The sequence below is a fragment of the Mesorhizobium sp. M0816 genome (genome assembly GCF_040320005.1).
Lineage (GTDB): Bacteria > Pseudomonadota > Alphaproteobacteria > Rhizobiales > Rhizobiaceae > Mesorhizobium.
In genome coordinates, this window is record NZ_JAMYOT010000001.1 from 287,787 (window position 1) to 304,129 (window position 16,343).

13 protein-coding genes are annotated in these 16,343 nt (G+C 64.0%); 10 read left to right on the forward strand and 3 right to left on the reverse strand.

The features are described 5' to 3' along the window. Window positions 1-143 precede the first annotated feature (143 nt). From NKI17_RS01405 to NKI17_RS01415, 3 genes are read left to right on the forward strand one after another with little or no spacing between them, the layout of a single operon-like run. On the forward strand, window positions 144-416 hold the full coding sequence (locus NKI17_RS01405; RefSeq protein WP_352905296.1) for a hypothetical protein: 273 nt from the start codon (window positions 144-146) through the stop codon (window positions 414-416). Next, window positions 410-3,589 (forward strand): efflux RND transporter permease subunit, encoded by a 3,180-nt coding sequence (locus tag NKI17_RS01410; RefSeq protein WP_352615187.1) that lies wholly within the window; start codon window positions 410-412, stop codon window positions 3,587-3,589. Before NKI17_RS01405 ends, NKI17_RS01410 begins: the two co-directional genes overlap by 7 nt. A gap of 16 nt (window positions 3,590-3,605) precedes the next feature. Next, entirely contained in the window at window positions 3,606-4,760 is a 1,155-nt protein-coding gene (locus NKI17_RS01415) for an efflux RND transporter periplasmic adaptor subunit (RefSeq protein WP_352455171.1), read from the forward strand. 319 nt (window positions 4,761-5,079) lie between these two features. Here NKI17_RS01415 and NKI17_RS01420 read toward each other — a convergent pair whose 3' ends face one another. Both NKI17_RS01420 and NKI17_RS01425 read right to left on the reverse strand, forming a co-directional pair. Beyond that, a complete protein-coding gene (locus NKI17_RS01420) occupies window positions 5,080-5,598 on the reverse strand; it encodes a cupin domain-containing protein (RefSeq protein ID WP_084640922.1) in 519 nt (172 codons plus the stop codon). Then, window positions 5,540-6,160, reverse strand: a complete 621-nt coding sequence (locus tag NKI17_RS01425) for a TetR/AcrR family transcriptional regulator (protein ID WP_352455172.1) — start codon at window positions 6,158-6,160, stop codon at window positions 5,540-5,542. Before NKI17_RS01425 ends, NKI17_RS01420 begins: the two co-directional genes overlap by 59 nt. 251 nt (window positions 6,161-6,411) lie before the next feature. Between NKI17_RS01425 and NKI17_RS01430 the strand changes: the two genes are divergently transcribed. From NKI17_RS01430 to NKI17_RS01445, 4 genes are all read left to right on the forward strand, one after another. Then, window positions 6,412-7,137 carry a GntR family transcriptional regulator gene (locus NKI17_RS01430; protein ID WP_352905298.1) on the forward strand — a complete coding sequence of 242 codons (726 nt, stop codon included), beginning with the start codon at window positions 6,412-6,414 and terminating at the stop codon, window positions 7,135-7,137. 50 nt (window positions 7,138-7,187) lie between these two features. Next, window positions 7,188-8,294, forward strand: a complete 1,107-nt coding sequence (locus tag NKI17_RS01435; RefSeq protein ID WP_352905299.1) for a mandelate racemase/muconate lactonizing enzyme family protein — start codon at window positions 7,188-7,190, stop codon at window positions 8,292-8,294. 214 nt (window positions 8,295-8,508) lie between these two features. Beyond that, a complete protein-coding gene (locus tag NKI17_RS01440) occupies window positions 8,509-9,831 on the forward strand; it encodes an NAD(P)H-dependent oxidoreductase (RefSeq protein WP_352579437.1) in 1,323 nt (440 codons plus the stop codon). Between the two features lie 20 nt (window positions 9,832-9,851). Next, a complete protein-coding gene (locus NKI17_RS01445; RefSeq protein WP_352905301.1) occupies window positions 9,852-11,345 on the forward strand; it encodes a xylulokinase in 1,494 nt (497 codons plus the stop codon). Here the strand turns inward: NKI17_RS01445 and NKI17_RS01450 are convergent. After that, window positions 11,342-12,304: a sugar-binding transcriptional regulator gene (locus NKI17_RS01450; protein ID WP_352905302.1), complete on the reverse strand. Its 963-nt coding sequence runs from the start codon at window positions 12,302-12,304 to the stop codon at window positions 11,342-11,344. The two genes, NKI17_RS01445 and NKI17_RS01450, sit on opposite strands and share 4 nt — an antisense overlap. 308 nt (window positions 12,305-12,612) lie before the next feature. On the opposite strand from NKI17_RS01450, the gene NKI17_RS01455 reads away from it, so the two are divergent. From NKI17_RS01455 to NKI17_RS01465, 3 genes are all read left to right on the forward strand, one after another. Beyond that, window positions 12,613-13,596, forward strand: a complete 984-nt coding sequence (locus tag NKI17_RS01455) for an ABC transporter permease (protein ID WP_198023514.1) — start codon at window positions 12,613-12,615, stop codon at window positions 13,594-13,596. A gap of 149 nt (window positions 13,597-13,745) precedes the next feature. Next, window positions 13,746-14,684 carry a sugar ABC transporter substrate-binding protein gene (locus NKI17_RS01460; RefSeq protein WP_023674026.1) on the forward strand — a complete coding sequence of 313 codons (939 nt, stop codon included), beginning with the start codon at window positions 13,746-13,748 and terminating at the stop codon, window positions 14,682-14,684. Window positions 14,685-14,717: 33 nt separating this feature from the next. Then, window positions 14,718-16,226: a sugar ABC transporter ATP-binding protein gene (locus NKI17_RS01465; protein WP_352455178.1), complete on the forward strand. Its 1,509-nt coding sequence runs from the start codon at window positions 14,718-14,720 to the stop codon at window positions 16,224-16,226. The last annotated feature ends 117 nt before the right edge of the window (window positions 16,227-16,343 follow it).

Genomic DNA, 16,343 nt, shown 5'->3' on the forward strand with positions numbered 1-16,343 from the left:
TCATGTCAAACTCGCAAGTGCCGGCCATCAGCCCCGCCCCGATCGGCAAGGGGACGAACCGCACCTTACGGCCTCGGCCGGCGAGCAAGAAAACACCCGATCCGCGGCTTGCCGCGGATCACCAAAAACCAGGAGCCGCTTCGATGTCGCAGCGCAATGATCTGACGATCGATGAAGTTGTGAGGGATCCGATGATCCGCATGCTGATGAAGGCCGACCGCGTCGACCCGCGGTCTTTCGAGGCGATGCTGCGTGCGCTGGCGGACGAACAGGCCGAGCGCCGCAATGCGCCGCGCAGCCTTGAAGATTTCGGCTTTCTCGAAGATTCCGGCTCAACACCCAGCCGGCGGCTTTCCAGGGTAGCCAGGGCGTTTGGCCGGGCCAGAGCATCGGGCGAGGCGTGCATATCATGGTAAACTTCTTCATTCATCGTCCGATCTTTGCGTCGGCGATCGCCATCATCATGGTGCTCGCCGGAGCGATCTGTTATTTCCTCCTGCCCGTCTCGCAGTTTCCCGACATCACGCCGCCCCAGGTCGTGGTCAGCGCCCATTACCCGGGCGCCAGCGCGCAGGTCGTCGCCGACACGGTGACGACGCCGCTCGAACAGCAGATCAATGGCGTCCAGGGGATGACCTATATGTCGTCGTCGAGCTCCAATGACGGCTCCTCGACGATCACCATCACCTTCGACGTCGGCTACGATCTGAGCACGGCGGCCGTCGACGTCCAGAACCGCGTTTCGCAGGCGGCTTCCTCGTTGCCGGCCATCGTCAACCAGGGCGGCGTGACGATCAAGAAGCAGAACCCTAACTTCGTCCTGATCGTCGACCTCACCTCGCCGGACGGTTCCGTCAACCCGGTCGCGCTGAGCAATCTCGCCTACTTGCAGGTGGTCGATCCGCTGAAGCGCCTGCCCGGCGTCGGCGACGTGCAGATCTTCGGTGAGCGGCGCTATTCGATGCGCATCTGGCTCGACCCCGACAAGCTCGCCAATCTCGGCATTACTGCCGTCGACGTGCAGAACGCCGTCGCCGAGCAGAACGTCCAGGTGGCGGCCGGCAAGATCGGGCAATCACCGGCTCCGGCCGGCACCGCCTTCGAGATGCAGGTCAACGCCGTCGGCAGGCTGAGCGATCCCAAGGAGTTCGGCGACATCGTCGTGCGGGCCAATACCGCCAACGGCTCGCTGGTCAGGCTGCGCGACGTTGCGCGCATCGAGCTCGGCGCGCTGCAATATTCGTCGTCGGCCTTCTTCGGCAAGGACCCGACGGTGGTGCTCGCGGTCTACCAGATGCCGGGCTCCAACGCGCTCGATCTGCAGCAGCGCGTCAAGGACAAGATGCAGGAGCTGTCGGCCCGTTTCCCGAAGGGCGTCAGCTACGCCATGCATTACGATACGACACGTTTCGTTTCCGCCTCGATGCACGACGTGCTGATCACGCTCGGCGAAGCGCTGGTCCTGGTCGTCGCCGTGGTGTTCATCTTCCTGCAAAGCTGGCGCACCACGATCATCCCGACGATCGCAATTCCGGTGTCGCTGGTGGCGACGCTGGCCGTCATGCATATGCTTGGCTTCTCGCTGAACATGCTCAGCCTGCTCGGCATGGTGCTGGCGATCGGCCTCGTCGTCGACGACGCCATCGTCGTCGTCGAGAATGTCGAACGCCAACTTGAGGCCGGCCTCAAACCGCTGGCTGCCACGCGTACCGCGATGGCGGAGGTTACCGGCCCGATCATCGCCACGACCGCCGTGCTGATGGCTGTGTTCGTGCCGGTTGCCTTCATTCCCGGCGTGTCCGGCCGGCTCTACAACCAGTTCGCCCTGACTGTGGCGATCTCCTTCGGCATCTCGGCCTTCGTCTCGCTGACGCTTACCCCGTCGCTCAGCGCCGCCTTCCTGCGCCACCGGCCGGAAACGCAGTTCGTGCTGTTCCGCTGGTTCAACATGGGCTTCGAACGGCTGGCGCATGCCTATGCGAATGGTGTGCGCATTCTCATCCGCCTGCGCTGGATCATGCTTGGCGTGTTCGCGGCCGGACTTGTCGCGACCTATTTCGTCTGGCAGCGCCTGCCCTCGACCTTCCTTCCGGTCGAGGACCAGGGCTATTTCTTCGTCGTCATCCAGCTCCCCGACGGGGCCTCGCTGGAACGCACCGACGCGGTGGCGCAAAAGGCACGCGACATCCTGCAGAACACGCCCGGCGTCGACATCGTCGGCTCGATCAGCGGCTTGAACTTCCTGACCAGCGCCGCGCAGTCGAACTCGGCGGTCGAATTCGCGATCCTGAAGCCATGGGACGAACGCGGCCCCGACCAGAGCGCCTCTAAGCTCGTCGCCGACGTACGCAACAAGCTGCTGCAAATTCCAGAGGCTTTTGCGCTGAGCTTCGACCCGCCGTCGATCCCGGGCATCGGTACCACCGGTGGCTTCGAGTTCCAGGTCGAGGACCTGACCGGGCGCGGCAGCGTGGCGCTCAACGATGCGACGCAAGCGGTGATTGCCGAGGCGCGCAAGCAGCCGGAGCTCAACCCGCAGCAATTGTTCTCGTCCTTCTCGACCTCGACGCCGCAGTTCAACTACGATCTCGATCGCGCCAAGGCGAAGCTGCTCGGGCTCAACCTGCCGGACGTCTTCAACACGCTGCAGATCTATCTCGGTTCGCTCTATGTGAACGATTTCAACCTGTTCGGCCGCACCTTCCGGGTGACGATACAGGCCGACAAGGACTCTCGCGCCGGTCCGGCCGACATTTCGCGGCTCTATGTCCGCAATGCGTCGGGTGGCATGGTGCCGCTGAGCACGCTGGGCAAGCTTGTGCCCGTCGTCGGCCCCGAGACCGTGCCGCACTACAACAACAATGCGTCGGCCCTGATCAATGGCGGCGCCGCCCCCGGCTTTTCGTCCGGCCAGGCGGTGGCGGCAATGGAACGTGCCGCTGCCACGGCATTGCCGAGAGATTTCGGCTACGAATGGACCGGCATCACCTATCAGGAGCTCAAGGCAGGATCGATCGCATCCGTCGTCTTTGGTCTCGCGATCGTCTTCGTCTTCCTGATCCTCGCCGCGCAATATGAGAGCTGGGCGATGCCGTTCATGGTGCTGCTGGCGGTGCCGCTCGCACTGTTCGGTGCATTCGTCGTGCTGTGGCTGCGCGGCATGCAGATCGACGTCTATTCGCAGATAGGCTTCGTCATGCTGATCGGACTGGCGGCCAAGAACGCGATTCTGATCGTCGAGTTTGCCCGGCGCCGGCGTGAAGAAGGCCTCAGCATCGTCGACGCCGCGATGGAAGCGGCGCGGCTGCGGCTGCGGCCGATCCTGATGACCGCCTTCGCCTTCATCCTCGGCGTGCTGCCGCTGATGTTCGCCACGGGTGCGGGTGCGGCGAGCCGGCAGTCGATCGGCACCACCGTCTTTGGCGGCATGGTCGCGGCGACGATCCTGTCGCTGGTGTTCGTGCCGGTCTTCTATGCGGTGATCGAGCAGCTGCGCGAGCGCCGCAGCGAGAGCGAACCGGTTTCCGAAGCGACCGAACAACCAACTGCCGAACCCGCCTTCGAGCCATTGGCCGAAGCGGCTGAATAGGACTGGAGAATTGATCATGCGTAAATGGAAAATCGCGCTGGGAACGGCCGTCGCCCTTGGGGCGATTTCGGTGGCGAGCGTTCACCTGCTCGACATGGGCAGCCTCAGCCTCAACGCCGGCACAGCCGGGGCGGCGACACCCAAGCCGGAAGCCTTTGTCATGCCGGTGCCGGTGGTGAGCGTCGTCAAGAAGACGATCCCGATCTATCTCGACTACGCCGCCCGGGTGGAGCCGATCCGCAGCATCACGCTGCAGGCGCGCGTGCCGGGTTATCTGCAGGAGCAGGTCGCCACCGACGGCAGCGACGTTGCGAAGGGCGACCTTCTCTACAAGATCGCGCCGGAGGATTTCCAGGCTGCCCTCGAGCAGGCGAAGGCGCAGGTCCAGCGCGACACGGCGACGCTCGACTATGCGCGCTCCAATCTCGGGCGCGGCAGCGAGCTCGCCAAGAGCGGCTATCTCGCCAAGGACGTGTTCGACCAGCGCACCAGCACCTTGCGCGGGGCACAGGCCTCGCTCGCCGTGAATCAAGCCGCCGTACGGACCGCCGAGCTCAATTTGAGCTACACCGAAATCCGTGCCCCGTTCGCGGGACGCATCGGTCGCAGCCAGGCTTCCGTCGGAACGCTGGTCAGCGTCGCCGGCACGGTGCTCAACACGTTGGTGCAACTCGATCCGATCTACGTCACCTTCAATCCGAGCGAAACGGACCTGGCCCAGATCGAGGAGGCCCGCGCCGCGGGACCGATCAGCGTCGACGTCCTGCTTCCCGGTGAAACGGAACCGCGCCAGAAGGGCGATCTTACCTTCATAGACAACACGATCGACCGCTCGACCGGCACGATCACGGCACGGGCGACGATCGGCAACGGCAAGTTCACGCTGCTCCCCGGCCAATATGTCCGCGTCCGGCTGCACGTCAAAGAGCAGCCCGATGCGCTGATGGTACCGCAGACGGCACTCGGCTCAGGCCAGCTCGGCAAATACCTCTATGTCGTCGGCAAGGACAACACGGTCGACCAGCGTATCGTTTCGCTCGGACCGACCAATGGCGATCAGGTCGCCATCTTGAGCGGTGTGGCCGAAGGCGACCGGGTGATTACCGGCAATCTGCAGAAGATCGGCCCGGGAATGCCGATCTCGCCGCTGCCCGAGAAACCGGCCACCTGATAACCCCCATCAGGTCCGGTCCCGCGGCGCCCTCGGCTCCCACGCCAAGGGCGCCGTTTTTGCTGATGTTTTCGACACGGCCGATTCAAGCCGTAGTGCGAACGGCGGCTCTGGCGACGATGGCAGCATAGAGGCGCTCTCCAACTGTGAAGGCAGTTTGTGGATCAGCAAACGAGACATCCATCCAGCCGACGGCTTGTCGCGGCCACACGTATCACTCGCGCGAACGCCCGCTTCGACCTGGATGGATGGACTGCTGGATTTAGGCGGCATAAGGCACCGTCTTCCAGGTCAAATCCTGGCGCAACGGTTTCGCCGGTCAGGCCGCCTGCAGGATCCGGATCCCATGGCGTCCGGTAAGCTCGATCACGCGGTTAATCATGCCAGCGGTCGGCGGGCCGGAGGGCGCGTCCTTGGATGCAGCCTCTTCGAAAAATGCGATCATCTGGTCGTCGACGATCGCCATGAAAATAACCGGCACGGGACCAGCATTGCGATAGCCATGGGGCGCGTTGCCCGGAATGGTGACGACATCACCGGGTTCCACCTCATATTCTTGCGCGACCCCATCGATCATTGTCCATATCGTGAGGGTGCCCTCGAGAATGCGGAAAATTTCCGCGGAAGGATGCGTGTGGGGCGGCGTGCCGCTTCCAGGAGGTACCGTGACGTCGATCACGTTGAGTGCCGTCCCAGCGAGCTTTGCCCGGACAGCGACCTGATCGCCCATCACCCAGAAGCCTTGAACCGAATCGGCCGGATGGACCGTCGCTTTGGTCTTATGCCAAGTCACTTGCTTTTTCCTTTCGAACAGCGCCTTGCTGCGATTTTGCCGCATTGAGCAAGGCGCGAATTGCCCAGGCGGCTGCCTCTCCGGCCTCACGGCCGGTAAGACCCCAGTAGTCTTTCATCGTCTGCCAGGCAGTGGCGCTGAACAGGAGCTGGATCACGGCCTCAAGCTGGCGCGCCGCCTTCGGGTCCATTCCGTTTGCGACTTGCGAAAGGCTGCTCTGAAAGGCACGTTGCCGCTCACCATTGGCTTGCAGGCGCATCTCGCGCCCGGTAGCGCTCGCATGCGAGGCTCTGACTACGCCTTCGATTGCGTCCAACGAGGCGAAAAGGTCGGGAGGAAGATCGATCAGATCCTGCTCCCGCTCAGGCCAGAACCGCACTCCCAGAGAGGCATTGGTGCTGGCCCAAAAGGCCTCCAAAAGCGCTTCCTTCGTCGGGAAATGGCGGAAGATGGTCCGTCGGTTTACGCCCGAAACCTCGGCAACCTCATCGAAGCCAAGGAGGCTGTACGGATTTTGCTCCAGAATCGTTCGAATGGACGCGAGGATGCGCTCGCGCGTGGCCTGCGCCTGCTCTGCCCGCAGCGGGCTCTCGTATTTCTGAGTCATCGTTTGTGAATTCATGTCACTGCTAGTGACACAAACCTTCCCAGTCGTCAATGGACATTGCGAAGGCTACGCACCGGGCCGTTTCCCGCTGCGAGAAGCCAGCTGACGCTCAGCGGCCGGGACCTAGTCGGCTTGCATGGCCAGGCTGGCTGAGGCCGAAAGGGCGCCAATGTCTCCAGGATCGCGAATCCAGCTCTTGTTAGATTGTCGACAATCTGCTTGTCTTGCTTTCGGTTCCCTGGAGCAGCCGAATGGCAAAGCTGGATTTCAGTCCGATCGCCGACACGACAAGACGCGCCGAGATCGTGGGGCTGCTCCGGCGGGCGATCCTGACCGGCCAGCTGGAACCGGGACAGAAGCTCAACGAACTCAGGATTTCCGAGCAGATGCGGGTGAGCCGCGCGCCGCTGCGCGAGGCGATGCGCGAGCTGGTGCAGGAAGGCATCCTGACCAGCATTCCCTACGCCGGAACCTTCGTCATCAACGTCACCGCCAAGGACATCGACGACGCCTATTCGCTCAACAAGGTGCTCGACGAGTTCGCCATCGAGCGGACCTGGCCGGTTCGCGACCAGCGCTTCTTCGACGAACTCGACCGGCGCCATGCGGCGGTGAAGCAGGCGACGCGCGACCTGGACACCACGCGACAGATCGAAACGGCGCTGCAACTGCATGGCCTGATCCACGAATGGGCCGACAATTCGGTGCTGCTTGAAACCTGGCAACGGCTGACCAGCCGGCTGCAGATGTATTTCGCGTTGCACCAGCGGGCGCGCAACGAGCCGGTGCCTGCCGAAGACGTCCACGAGACCTATGTGCGGCTGCTCAAGGGCACCGACATGCCCGCCGCCCAGCGCCATGCCAAGGAGCATATCGATTTCGATTTCGAGGAACTGCTCGCCTATGCGCGCGGGCTGGAACAGCGCGGCTCAAAGGGCGCCGGCGCCGATCGTGCCGGCCGACCTAAAGGCGGCTGAGCCCGACAAATTTGACGGACATCCCGGAACACAGACAACGGACAGAAAACGTGCAGATCAAAACCATCAAGGCCTACCATGTCGTGCAGCCCTTCGTGGACGGGCCTTACCGCATGTCCAAGGGGCGTGTCGCCGATGCGTTCGACGCGGTGATCGTCGCCATCATCGCCGATAGCGGGCTCACCGGCTGGGGCGAGATGGCGCCCCTCGGCAACTTCTATTCGCCTGCCTTCGCCGCCGGCACGCGCGCCGGCGTCATCGAAATCGCGCCGCATCTCATCGGCCATGATCCACGCGGGCTTGCCAGTATCAACAGGCTGATGGACACGGTGTTCAAGGGCCATCCCTACATCAAGTCGGCGCTCGACATGGCATGCTCGGATCTCGCGGCGCGCGCCGCCGACGTGCCGCTGGTCACGTTGCTTGGCGGCCGCGAGAGCGAGACGGCGGAACTCTACAAGGTCGTCACCCACGGCACGGTCGACGCGATGGCCGCACTTGCCAAGCGCATCATCAAAGACGGCTTTCATCGGCTGCAGGTCAAGGTCGGCGGCAACGTCCATGACGACATCGAGCGCGTCACAGCCGTCGCCGCCGCGGTGCCGAAGGGCACCGTCATCTTCTGCGACGCCAATGCCGGTTGGACGCCTTACCAGGCGCGCCAGTTCGTGGATGCGACGCGCACCATCGACTACACGTTCGAGCAGCCCTGCACGACGATCGACGAATGCCTGTCGGTGCGCCGCTCGCTCGACAAGCCGATGGTGCTCGACGAATCCGTCGCCTCGCTGGACGACATGCTCGATATCCACCGCAAGGGCGCCGCCGACGGGCTGACGCTGAAGATCTCGCGGCTGGGCGGCGTCACCAAGACGCGCCAGATCCGCGACCTTGCCGTCGACCTCGGCTTCATGATCACGGTCGAGGACACCGGCGGCGCCGAGATCGACACATCCGCCATGGCGCATCTGTCGCTGTCGACGCCGGAGGAGCGCCGGCTGCACGCCATCGCCTTTCACGAATGGGTGACAGTGCGCACCGCATCCAACATGCCGCCGGTTTCGGGAAGCCGTATGGGCATTCCGGATGGGCCGGGCCTCGGCATCGATGTCGTTCCCGGCCTGCTTGGTGCGCCCTTCTTCGAAATCGGCAGCTGAGCTACAACAAGGCTGCACCCAATCAACCTGAATATGCCGCGTCCTTCTGACGGCGGAGGCACGGCCGTGTGGATTGACCGCTCATCCAATCGTCTTCGGCCGATTGCAGAGCGACAATGCCCAATTGCCGGTTGAAATATTTTTCATTTGCAAATAGAAATGTTCAAAACGTTGATTTGGACGCTGCGGCGCGTCAGGAACTGGAGGAAGCGACATGTCCCATCCGCAATTTGCAGCGGAACTTCTGCAGCGCGCTGAACAGCAGGGGCCGATCACCATCGGGCTTGCCGGCGCCGGACAGATGGGCACCGACATCGTCGTCCAGGTCGCGCTGATGCCGGGCATGCGGATCGGCGCCATTTCCGAAGTCAGGCCGCAGGCAGCGATCGACGCGGCGCTGCTCGCTGGCCATGACCGTTCCGACATCGTCCAGGCCGGCAATGCGGCCGCGATCGACCGCGCCATCGAGGCCGGCAAGATCGCGGTGACCGAAGATTTGCATGCGCTGGCGGCGGCCGGCCGGATCGACGTCATCATCGACGCAACGGGTAATCCCAATATCGGCACGCTGTTTGCGCTCGAAGTGATGAAGAACGGCAAGCATATCGTCATGCTCAATGTCGAGGCCGACATCACCATCGGCCGCTTCCTCAAGGAGGAGGCACGCAAGGCCGGCGTCGTCTATACCGGTGCCGCCGGCGACGAGCCCGCCTGCACGCTGGAGATCATCGGCTTTGCCAAAAGCCTCGGCTTCAACATCATCGCCGCCGGCAAGGGCAAGAACAATCCGCTGAAGATCGACGCCATGCCGGCCGACTACGAGAAGGAGGCGGCCGAGCGCAACATGAATGCGCGCATGCTGGTCGAATTCGTCGACGGCTCGAAGACGGCGATCGAGATGGTGGCGATCGCCAATGCGACCGGCCTGGTGCCCGACGTGCCGGGCATGCACGGCCCGACCGCGACGCTGGAGGAGTTGGCCAGCGTGCTTTGCCCGCGCGAGGATGGCGGCGTGCTGCATCGCAAGGGCGTGGTCGATTACTCGATCGGCAAGGGAGTGGCGCCCGGCGTGTTCTGCATCATCGAGACCCGGCATCCGCGTGTGCTGGAGCGCATGATCGACCTCAAGGTCGGCAAGGGCCCCTATTTCACGATCTTCCGGCCCTATCATCTGACCAGCCTGGAAGTGCCGCTGTCGGCGGCGCGCGCCGTGGTCTACAAGCGGGCCGACATGGAGCCGCTCGACCATCCTGTGGCCGAGGCGGTGGCGGTCGCCAAGAGCGATCTTGGCGTTGGCCAGTCGCTCGGCATGATCGGCGAGAACGACTATCGCGGCTTCGCCATGACCTGGGGGGATGCGCGCGCCCGCGGCGCCCTGCCGCTCGGCCTTGCCGAACGCGCCAAGGTGGTCAAGCCGCTCAAGACCGGCGACTTCCTGACCTATGAAAATTGTGTACCCGACGATTCGATGGTGATAACCCAGATCCGCCGCCGTCTCGACCAGTCGGACGGACGGTTCGTTACAAACGCAGCCTGACCCCGCCGGATCTCCGCCTGATGGACGATGTCGTAATCGGGATCGACGCCTCGACCACGGCCGTGAAGGCGATTGCCTTCGCGCGCGACGGCGAGGAGCTGTTCCAGGCGCGCGAGCCGTACCCGCTTTCAAATCCGAAGCCCGGCCATTTCGAGCAGGACGCCGAACATTGGTGGACGGCGCTGCTTGGCGCATTGAAGCAGGTCACCGAGGCGGTCGGCGCTACGCGGGTGGCGGCGATCTGCATCGCTCACCAGCGAGAGACCTTCACGCTGGTGGACAGCGCCGGCAAAGCACTCATGCCGGCGATCCTGTGGCTCGACGAACGCGCCCGGCCGCAGGTTATCAGGCTTTCGGCCGAACTCGGCCGCGAGGCGATCCGCGACTGGAGCGGCAAGCCCCCGGACCCGACGCCGGCGCTCTACGCCATTGCCTGGCTTGCCGAGCACCAGCCGCAAGTGCTTCGCCGGGCAGCGGCACTGGTCGACGTGCACGGTTTCTTCGTCCAGCGGCTGACCGGGCGATTGGTCACCAGCACCGCAAGTGCGGATCCGCTCGGGCTGCTCGACGTCGAGAAAGGTACCTGGCATCCCCGCCTCGTTGCGGCCGCCGGACTGCAGATGGAGCAATTGCCCGAGCTGGTCGCGCCGGGCGTGGTCTGCGGCAGTCTTTCCGCAAGCATAGCGCAGCTGACCGGCCTGAGGGCCGGCACGCCGGTCGTTGCCGGCGCTGGGGACGGCCAGGCGATGGGCCTCGGCATGGGCGTCTACGGCGAGGGCAAGAGCTATCTCTCGCTCGGCTCCGGCGTGGTCAGCGGCTGCTATTCCGGCAAGGTGAAAACCTCGGACGCCTTTCGCACGCTGGTCTCGCCGACCGGCTCCGGATTCATGCTGGAGACCGTGCTGCGCTCGGGCATGCAGCTGGTCGACTGGATCGTGCGAACCACCGGTTCGCCCTCGGCGGCAGCGCTGGAGAAAGTGGCGCTGGATGTTGCCGCGGGCAGCGAGGGCCTGCTCATCATGCCCTATTGGGCCGGCGTCATGAGCCCGTATTGGGACGGTGCGGCGCGCGGCGCCATTGTCGGCCTGTCGCTCGATCACCGGCCGGAGCATCTCTTCCGCGCTGTCCTGGAAGGCATCGCCTTCGAGCAGGCCGTCGCCACCGAGGCCATGGAAGCCCAGGCCGGCGGACCGGCGGCGATGATTGCCGCCGGCGGCGGCACCAATTGCGCGCTGCTAATGCAGATCATGGCAAGCGTGCTCGAGCGGCCGCTCTCGGTTTCGCCGGTCAACGAAGCCGCCGCACTCGGCGCTGCCATGCTGGCGGCAGCGGCTGTCGGCTGGTTTGCCTCGCCGGAAGCCGCAGCAGAGGTAATGGCTGCCGCTCCCACCAGGCATGTCGATCCGGTCGACGGGCTTGTCGCCGCCTATCGCAGCCGCAAGGAAATCTACCGCGACCTTTATCAGGCGACGCGCGACATCCACACCCGCCTCGGCGCTCTCGACGAAATCTAGCGGTTGAGCAGCCCCTTGGCCGCATCCTCGTCGGTGATCAGAACCGATACCTTGGTGTTGGCCAGCGCCGCCCGCATGATGGCAATCTTTTCCTGCCCTCCCGAAACCAGGATTATGCTAGGAATATCCGACAGATCCTGCAGCGGATAGGCACAGACGCGGCGGTTGACCTCGTGGTCGACCGGGCGGCCCTCGGCGTCGATGAAATGACACAGAATATCGCCGACGGCACCGGCCGCCTGCAGTTCCTCGAGTTCACTTGGCTTGATGAAGCCGTAATTGGCGATCGGGCTGTCGCTGGAAAACGAGCCGACGCTGAGCACGGCGATGTTTGCCCGGCGTGCACGGAAGACGACGTCCTGAACGCTGCGCTGGCTCATGAAAGCGTCGCGCTGCTCCGGCCTGTCGGCATAGACCGGCACCGGCAGCAGGAAGCACTCCGCACCGATCTTTTCGGCGAAATCCCAGGCGCTTTCTGTCGGGTTGAGCGGCTGGGCATGGGTGAGGCCGCCAAGCATCGAAACCACCGTCGTCCTGGCGATGGGCCGCCGCGGCAATTCATTGATGGCGAATTTCAGTGTCCGCCCCCAGCCCAGTGCGATGACATCGCCGGCATTCACATGGTCGGCCAGGTAGGCGGCGGCGGCGTGGCCGATCATCAGCGGCGCGTTGCTTCGGTCGGCCGCCGACGGCACCACAACAGCCTGGCTGAGCCCGAACCGCTGCTTGAGGCTTTCCTCCAAAATCACGCATTCGACGACGCTGTCGCGGATGCGAAACTGGACGACACCCTCTTCGCGGGCGGCGGAGAGAATGCGATGCACCTTGATGCGGCCGACGCCGAGAATTTCGGAAATCCGCTCCTGTGTAAGACCCTCGACATAATAGTGCCAGGCGGCGCGAGCCTTGAGTTCGGCGTCGGGGAAGCGCGGGGCTCTTTCGTTCTCTACGATCGTCATCTGTTTGCCTTGCCGCAGCCGCCGGCTCTGCTCATGATATTCCAATCCGGCGACTTCGAAATGCCCAAGATTTCCGAGACCTTGCGTAAGGCAAACCGGCGGACAGCGCAAACCCGTCGTCGAATGAAGCGGCAGGCCTTGACAATTTTCCGACGAACAGTTTAGCTGAACAAAATTGCATGTTAAAGATAAATTGTTCACAGGGAGGGGCCTGGTGAACAAAGTGGCCCGGTGATGCAGCGCCGGATTGCTGTGGAGGAGACAAAGTGGCTGTGAGCAACGACGCAAGCAATTTGAAGGCAGGCGAGTTGAAGGCAGGCTCTGGCGCGCAGGCTACGGCGGGCGCAAGGTTTTCAGCTGTCTTTGCCGGAACCATGGGTCCGCTGATCGGGCTGGTTCTGCTGTGCCTGGCGCTCTCGCTGACCACCGACACGTTCCTGACCATCCGCAACATCCTCAACGTGCTCGACCAGGTCACTGTGCTCGGCATCATGGCGATCGGCATGACGCTGGTCATCCTGATCGGCGGCATCGACCTGTCCGTCGGCTCGGTGCTGGCGCTGGCTTCCATGGTGATGGGCTTCGTCGCCCATCCGGACTATCTCAATCTCGGCCTGCCGGCCGGCATCGCCGCAGCCCTCGTCGTCGCCGGCCTTTGCGGTCTGGTTTCGGGCCTGCTGGTGACGGTCACCAAGCTGCCGCCCTTCATCGCCACGTTGGCGATGATGTCGGTGGCGCGCGGCCTCGCCAACATGATCACCGACGGCTCGCAGATCGTCGGCTTTCCCGACTGGTTCACCAGCCTGTCGATAATCCGCCATTTCGGATTCCTCTCGGTCACCGTCGGGCTGATGATCGTGCTTGCCGTCATTTTCGCGATCTTCCTGAATTATCGCGCTACCGGCCGTAGCCTGTACGCAATCGGCGGCAGCGCCGAAGTCGCCCGGCTGTCCGGCATACCAGTCAAGTCGCTGACAAACTGGGTCTATGCGATCTGCGCCGTGCTGGCCGGTCTCGCCGGCATCGTGCTTGCCGCCCGGCTCGATTCCGTCCAGCCGAGCTCCGGCCTTGGCTACGAACTCGACACCATCGCGGCGGTGGTGATCGGCGGCGCCAGCCTGTCGGGCGGCGTCGGTTCGATCGGCGGCACAGCCATCGGCGTCCTCATCATCGGCGTGCTGCGCAACGGGCTGAACCTGCTCGGTGTCTCGCCCTTCATCCAGCAAGTGGTTATCGGCGTGGTGATCGCGCTGGCGGTGGCCACCGATACGTGGCGGCGCCGAGCACAATGAAGAATGGGGCACAATGAAGAATGGGGCTCAATGAGATTCGCCCGATATTCGGGCGAAAACGGATCGGTGATCCGAAACTGGGAGTTGTTCGGCCAAGGGGCGCCGCGATGCGCGGGCAGGACAGATTGAACATCAACGGAGGAATAAACATGCTGACCAAACGTTCATTGCTGCTTGCCGCCGCGGCCGTCATCCCGCTGCTTGGCCTGTCCGACATGGCCTCGGCCAAGGAGGCCAAAAAGCTCGGCCTCGCCGTCGCCAATCTGCAGGCCGACTTCTTCAACCAGATCAAGCAGTCCGTCGAAGCCTACGGCAAGGAAAAGGGCATCGAGGTCGTTACCGTCGACGCCAAGGGCGATTCGGCGACCCAGGTCAGCCAGGTGCAGGACCTGATCACGCAGAACATCGATGCGCTGATCTATATTCCAGCCGGCGCCACCGCCGCCACCGTGCCGACCAAGACCGCCAAGGCTGCCGGCATCCCAGTCGTCAATGTCGACCGCAACGCCGATGGCGCGCCCGGCGATACCTTCATCGCAACCAACAGCGTGGCATCGGCCAAGGCGGTTTGCGACTACATCGCCAAGCAGGCCGGCGGCAAGGGCGAGCTGATCATCATCCACGGCCAGAAGGGCACGACGCCCGAAGTCGACCGCTCGAAGGGCTGCGGCGAAGCGCTGAAAGGCTATCCCGACATCAAGGTTGTCGGAGAATTGTGGAGCGAAGGCTGGCACCAGGACGAAGGCTTCAAGCTGACGCAGGATCTGTTGCAGTCGCACCCCGACGTGTCGATCGTCATCGGCCAGGCCGACGCGCTGGCGCTCGGTGCGGCACAGGCCGTCAAGGTCGCCAATCCCGGCCACAAGGTCTGGGTTGCCGGCTTCGACGGCGACGTGGCGGCGCTCAAGGCACTGAAGGACGGCGTCTTCGACGTGACCGCGACGCAGCAAACCCAGGGCATGGGCCGGCTCGCCGTCGATGCAGCAATCAAGCTGGTGGCCGGCGAGACCATTCCCGCCGAACAGCTGCAGGATGCGACGCTGACCACCAAGGACAATGTCGAGCAGTTCATCGCCAAGCATCCCTGATTGAGACCAGTCCGGCAGTCGACGAGCGCAACGATGTCCACCGATCCTCGCCACACGCACAGCCCCCATAACGGGCTCGTCGTCAGCGGCCTCTGCAAAAGCTACGGGCCGGTGCAGGTCCTGGCCGATGCGAGCTTCGAGGTGCGGCCGGGCGAGGTCGTGGCGCTGCTTGGCGAAAACGGCGCCGGCAAGTCGACTGTCTCGAACATCATCGCCGGGTCGACGAAACCCGATGCCGGCACCATCACCTGGCGGGGGAACGCTTATTCCCCCGCCAATCCTGCCGCGGCGATCGACGCCGGCATCGGCATGATCCACCAGGAGCTGAAGCTCTTGCCCGATCTGTCGGTCGCCGAAAACGTCTATGTCGGGCGCCTGCCGATGCGTGGCGGCCGCATCGACCGCGCAGCAATGAATGCACGGGCATCGGCCCAGTTGAAGCGCCTCGGCCTCGATGTCTCGCCCGAGCGCAAGGTGCGCACGCTGCGTATCGCCGCCCAGCAGCAGGTCGAGATCGCCAAGGCGCTGACGCTCAATGCCGAGCTGCTGATCTTCGACGAACCAACGGCAGCCCTTGGCGGCGAGGAAACGGAGCTCCTGTTCCAGCAGATCCGCAAGCTCAAGGCGGAAGGCATGTCCTTCATCTATATCAGCCACCGGCTGGACGAGATCGCCCAGATCGCCGATCGCGTGGTGGTGATGCGCGACGGGCGCATCGTCGCCCGGCACGAGCGCGCCGACATTCCGGTGCGCACTGTCGTCGAGCAAATGGTCGGCCGCAGTGTCGAGCGGATGTTCCCTACGGTATCGGCGCCGGGCAACGACACGCTGCTCGAGGTCGAGAACCTGTCCTCGCCGGAACGCAGCTTTCAAAATGTCAGCTTTTCAGTGCGGGCCGGCGAAATCCTCGGCATTGCCGGGCTGATCGGCGCCGGACGCACGGAGCTGGTGCGGGCGATCGCCGGTGCCGATCCGATCTCATCGGGATCGGTGCGCGTCGCCGGCAAGCCGGTGCATCTCAATGGCCCGGCGGCGGCGATCAAGGCCGGCGTCGTCCTGGTACCGGAAGACCGCAAGGCTCAGGGCGTGGTGCTCGACCAGACGATCGGCGAGAACCTGGCGATCGGCAATTTCGACCATGTCGCGCCGAATGGCTGGGTGTTCCCGAAGGCGGTGCAGAAATTCGCCGAGGCCGGCATTCGCCGGCTCGGCGTCAAGGGCCGGCCGAACCAGGCGGTCAGCAAGCTCTCCGGCGGCAACCAGCAGAAAGTGATCATCGCCAAATGGGTGTCGCGCCCGCCCAAGGTATTCATCCTGGACGAGCCGACGCGCGGCATCGACGTCGGTGCACGCGCCGCGATCTATGATGTCATCGCCGACCTTGCCCGCTCCGGCATGGCGGTGGTGGTGGTGAGCTCCGACCTCGAGGAAGTTCTCGGCCTGTCGCATCGCGTGCTGGTGCTGAGCCGCGGCCGGCAACGCGGCATTCTCGACCGCAGCGAAGCAAGCAATATCGCCGTCATGGAACTCGCCACGAGCTAGGAACAGCCATCGAAACAAAGCGCAGCAGGTGGTATCCTCCCGAGCACCAGACCGCGCGGGGCGCCAGCAACAGAGTTGGCGCCCCTTTATTTCCGGAGGACGGCGGTTGGAGTAGAG

Bases quoted from the DNA above. Each gene is read 5' to 3' on its own strand.
- NKI17_RS01405 (WP_352905296.1), top strand. From the start codon at position 144: ATGTCGCAGCGCAATGATCTGACGATCGATGAAGTTGTGAGGGATCCG.
- NKI17_RS01410 (WP_352615187.1), top strand. From the start codon at position 410: ATGGTAAACTTCTTCATTCATCGTCCGATCTTTGCGTCGGCGATCGCC.
- NKI17_RS01415 (WP_352455171.1), top strand. From the start codon at position 3,606: ATGCGTAAATGGAAAATCGCGCTGGGAACGGCCGTCGCCCTTGGGGCG.
- NKI17_RS01420 (WP_084640922.1), bottom strand. From the start codon at position 5,598: ATGCGGCAAAATCGCAGCAAGGCGCTGTTCGAAAGGAAAAAGCAAGTG.
- NKI17_RS01425 (WP_352455172.1), bottom strand. From the start codon at position 6,160: ATGACTCAGAAATACGAGAGCCCGCTGCGGGCAGAGCAGGCGCAGGCC.
- NKI17_RS01430 (WP_352905298.1), top strand. From the start codon at position 6,412: ATGGCAAAGCTGGATTTCAGTCCGATCGCCGACACGACAAGACGCGCC.
- NKI17_RS01440 (WP_352579437.1), top strand. From the start codon at position 8,509: ATGTCCCATCCGCAATTTGCAGCGGAACTTCTGCAGCGCGCTGAACAG.
- NKI17_RS01445 (WP_352905301.1), top strand. From the start codon at position 9,852: ATGGACGATGTCGTAATCGGGATCGACGCCTCGACCACGGCCGTGAAG.
- NKI17_RS01450 (WP_352905302.1), bottom strand. From the start codon at position 12,304: ATGACGATCGTAGAGAACGAAAGAGCCCCGCGCTTCCCCGACGCCGAA.
- NKI17_RS01460 (WP_023674026.1), top strand. From the start codon at position 13,746: ATGCTGACCAAACGTTCATTGCTGCTTGCCGCCGCGGCCGTCATCCCG.
- NKI17_RS01465 (WP_352455178.1), top strand. From the start codon at position 14,718: ATGTCCACCGATCCTCGCCACACGCACAGCCCCCATAACGGGCTCGTC.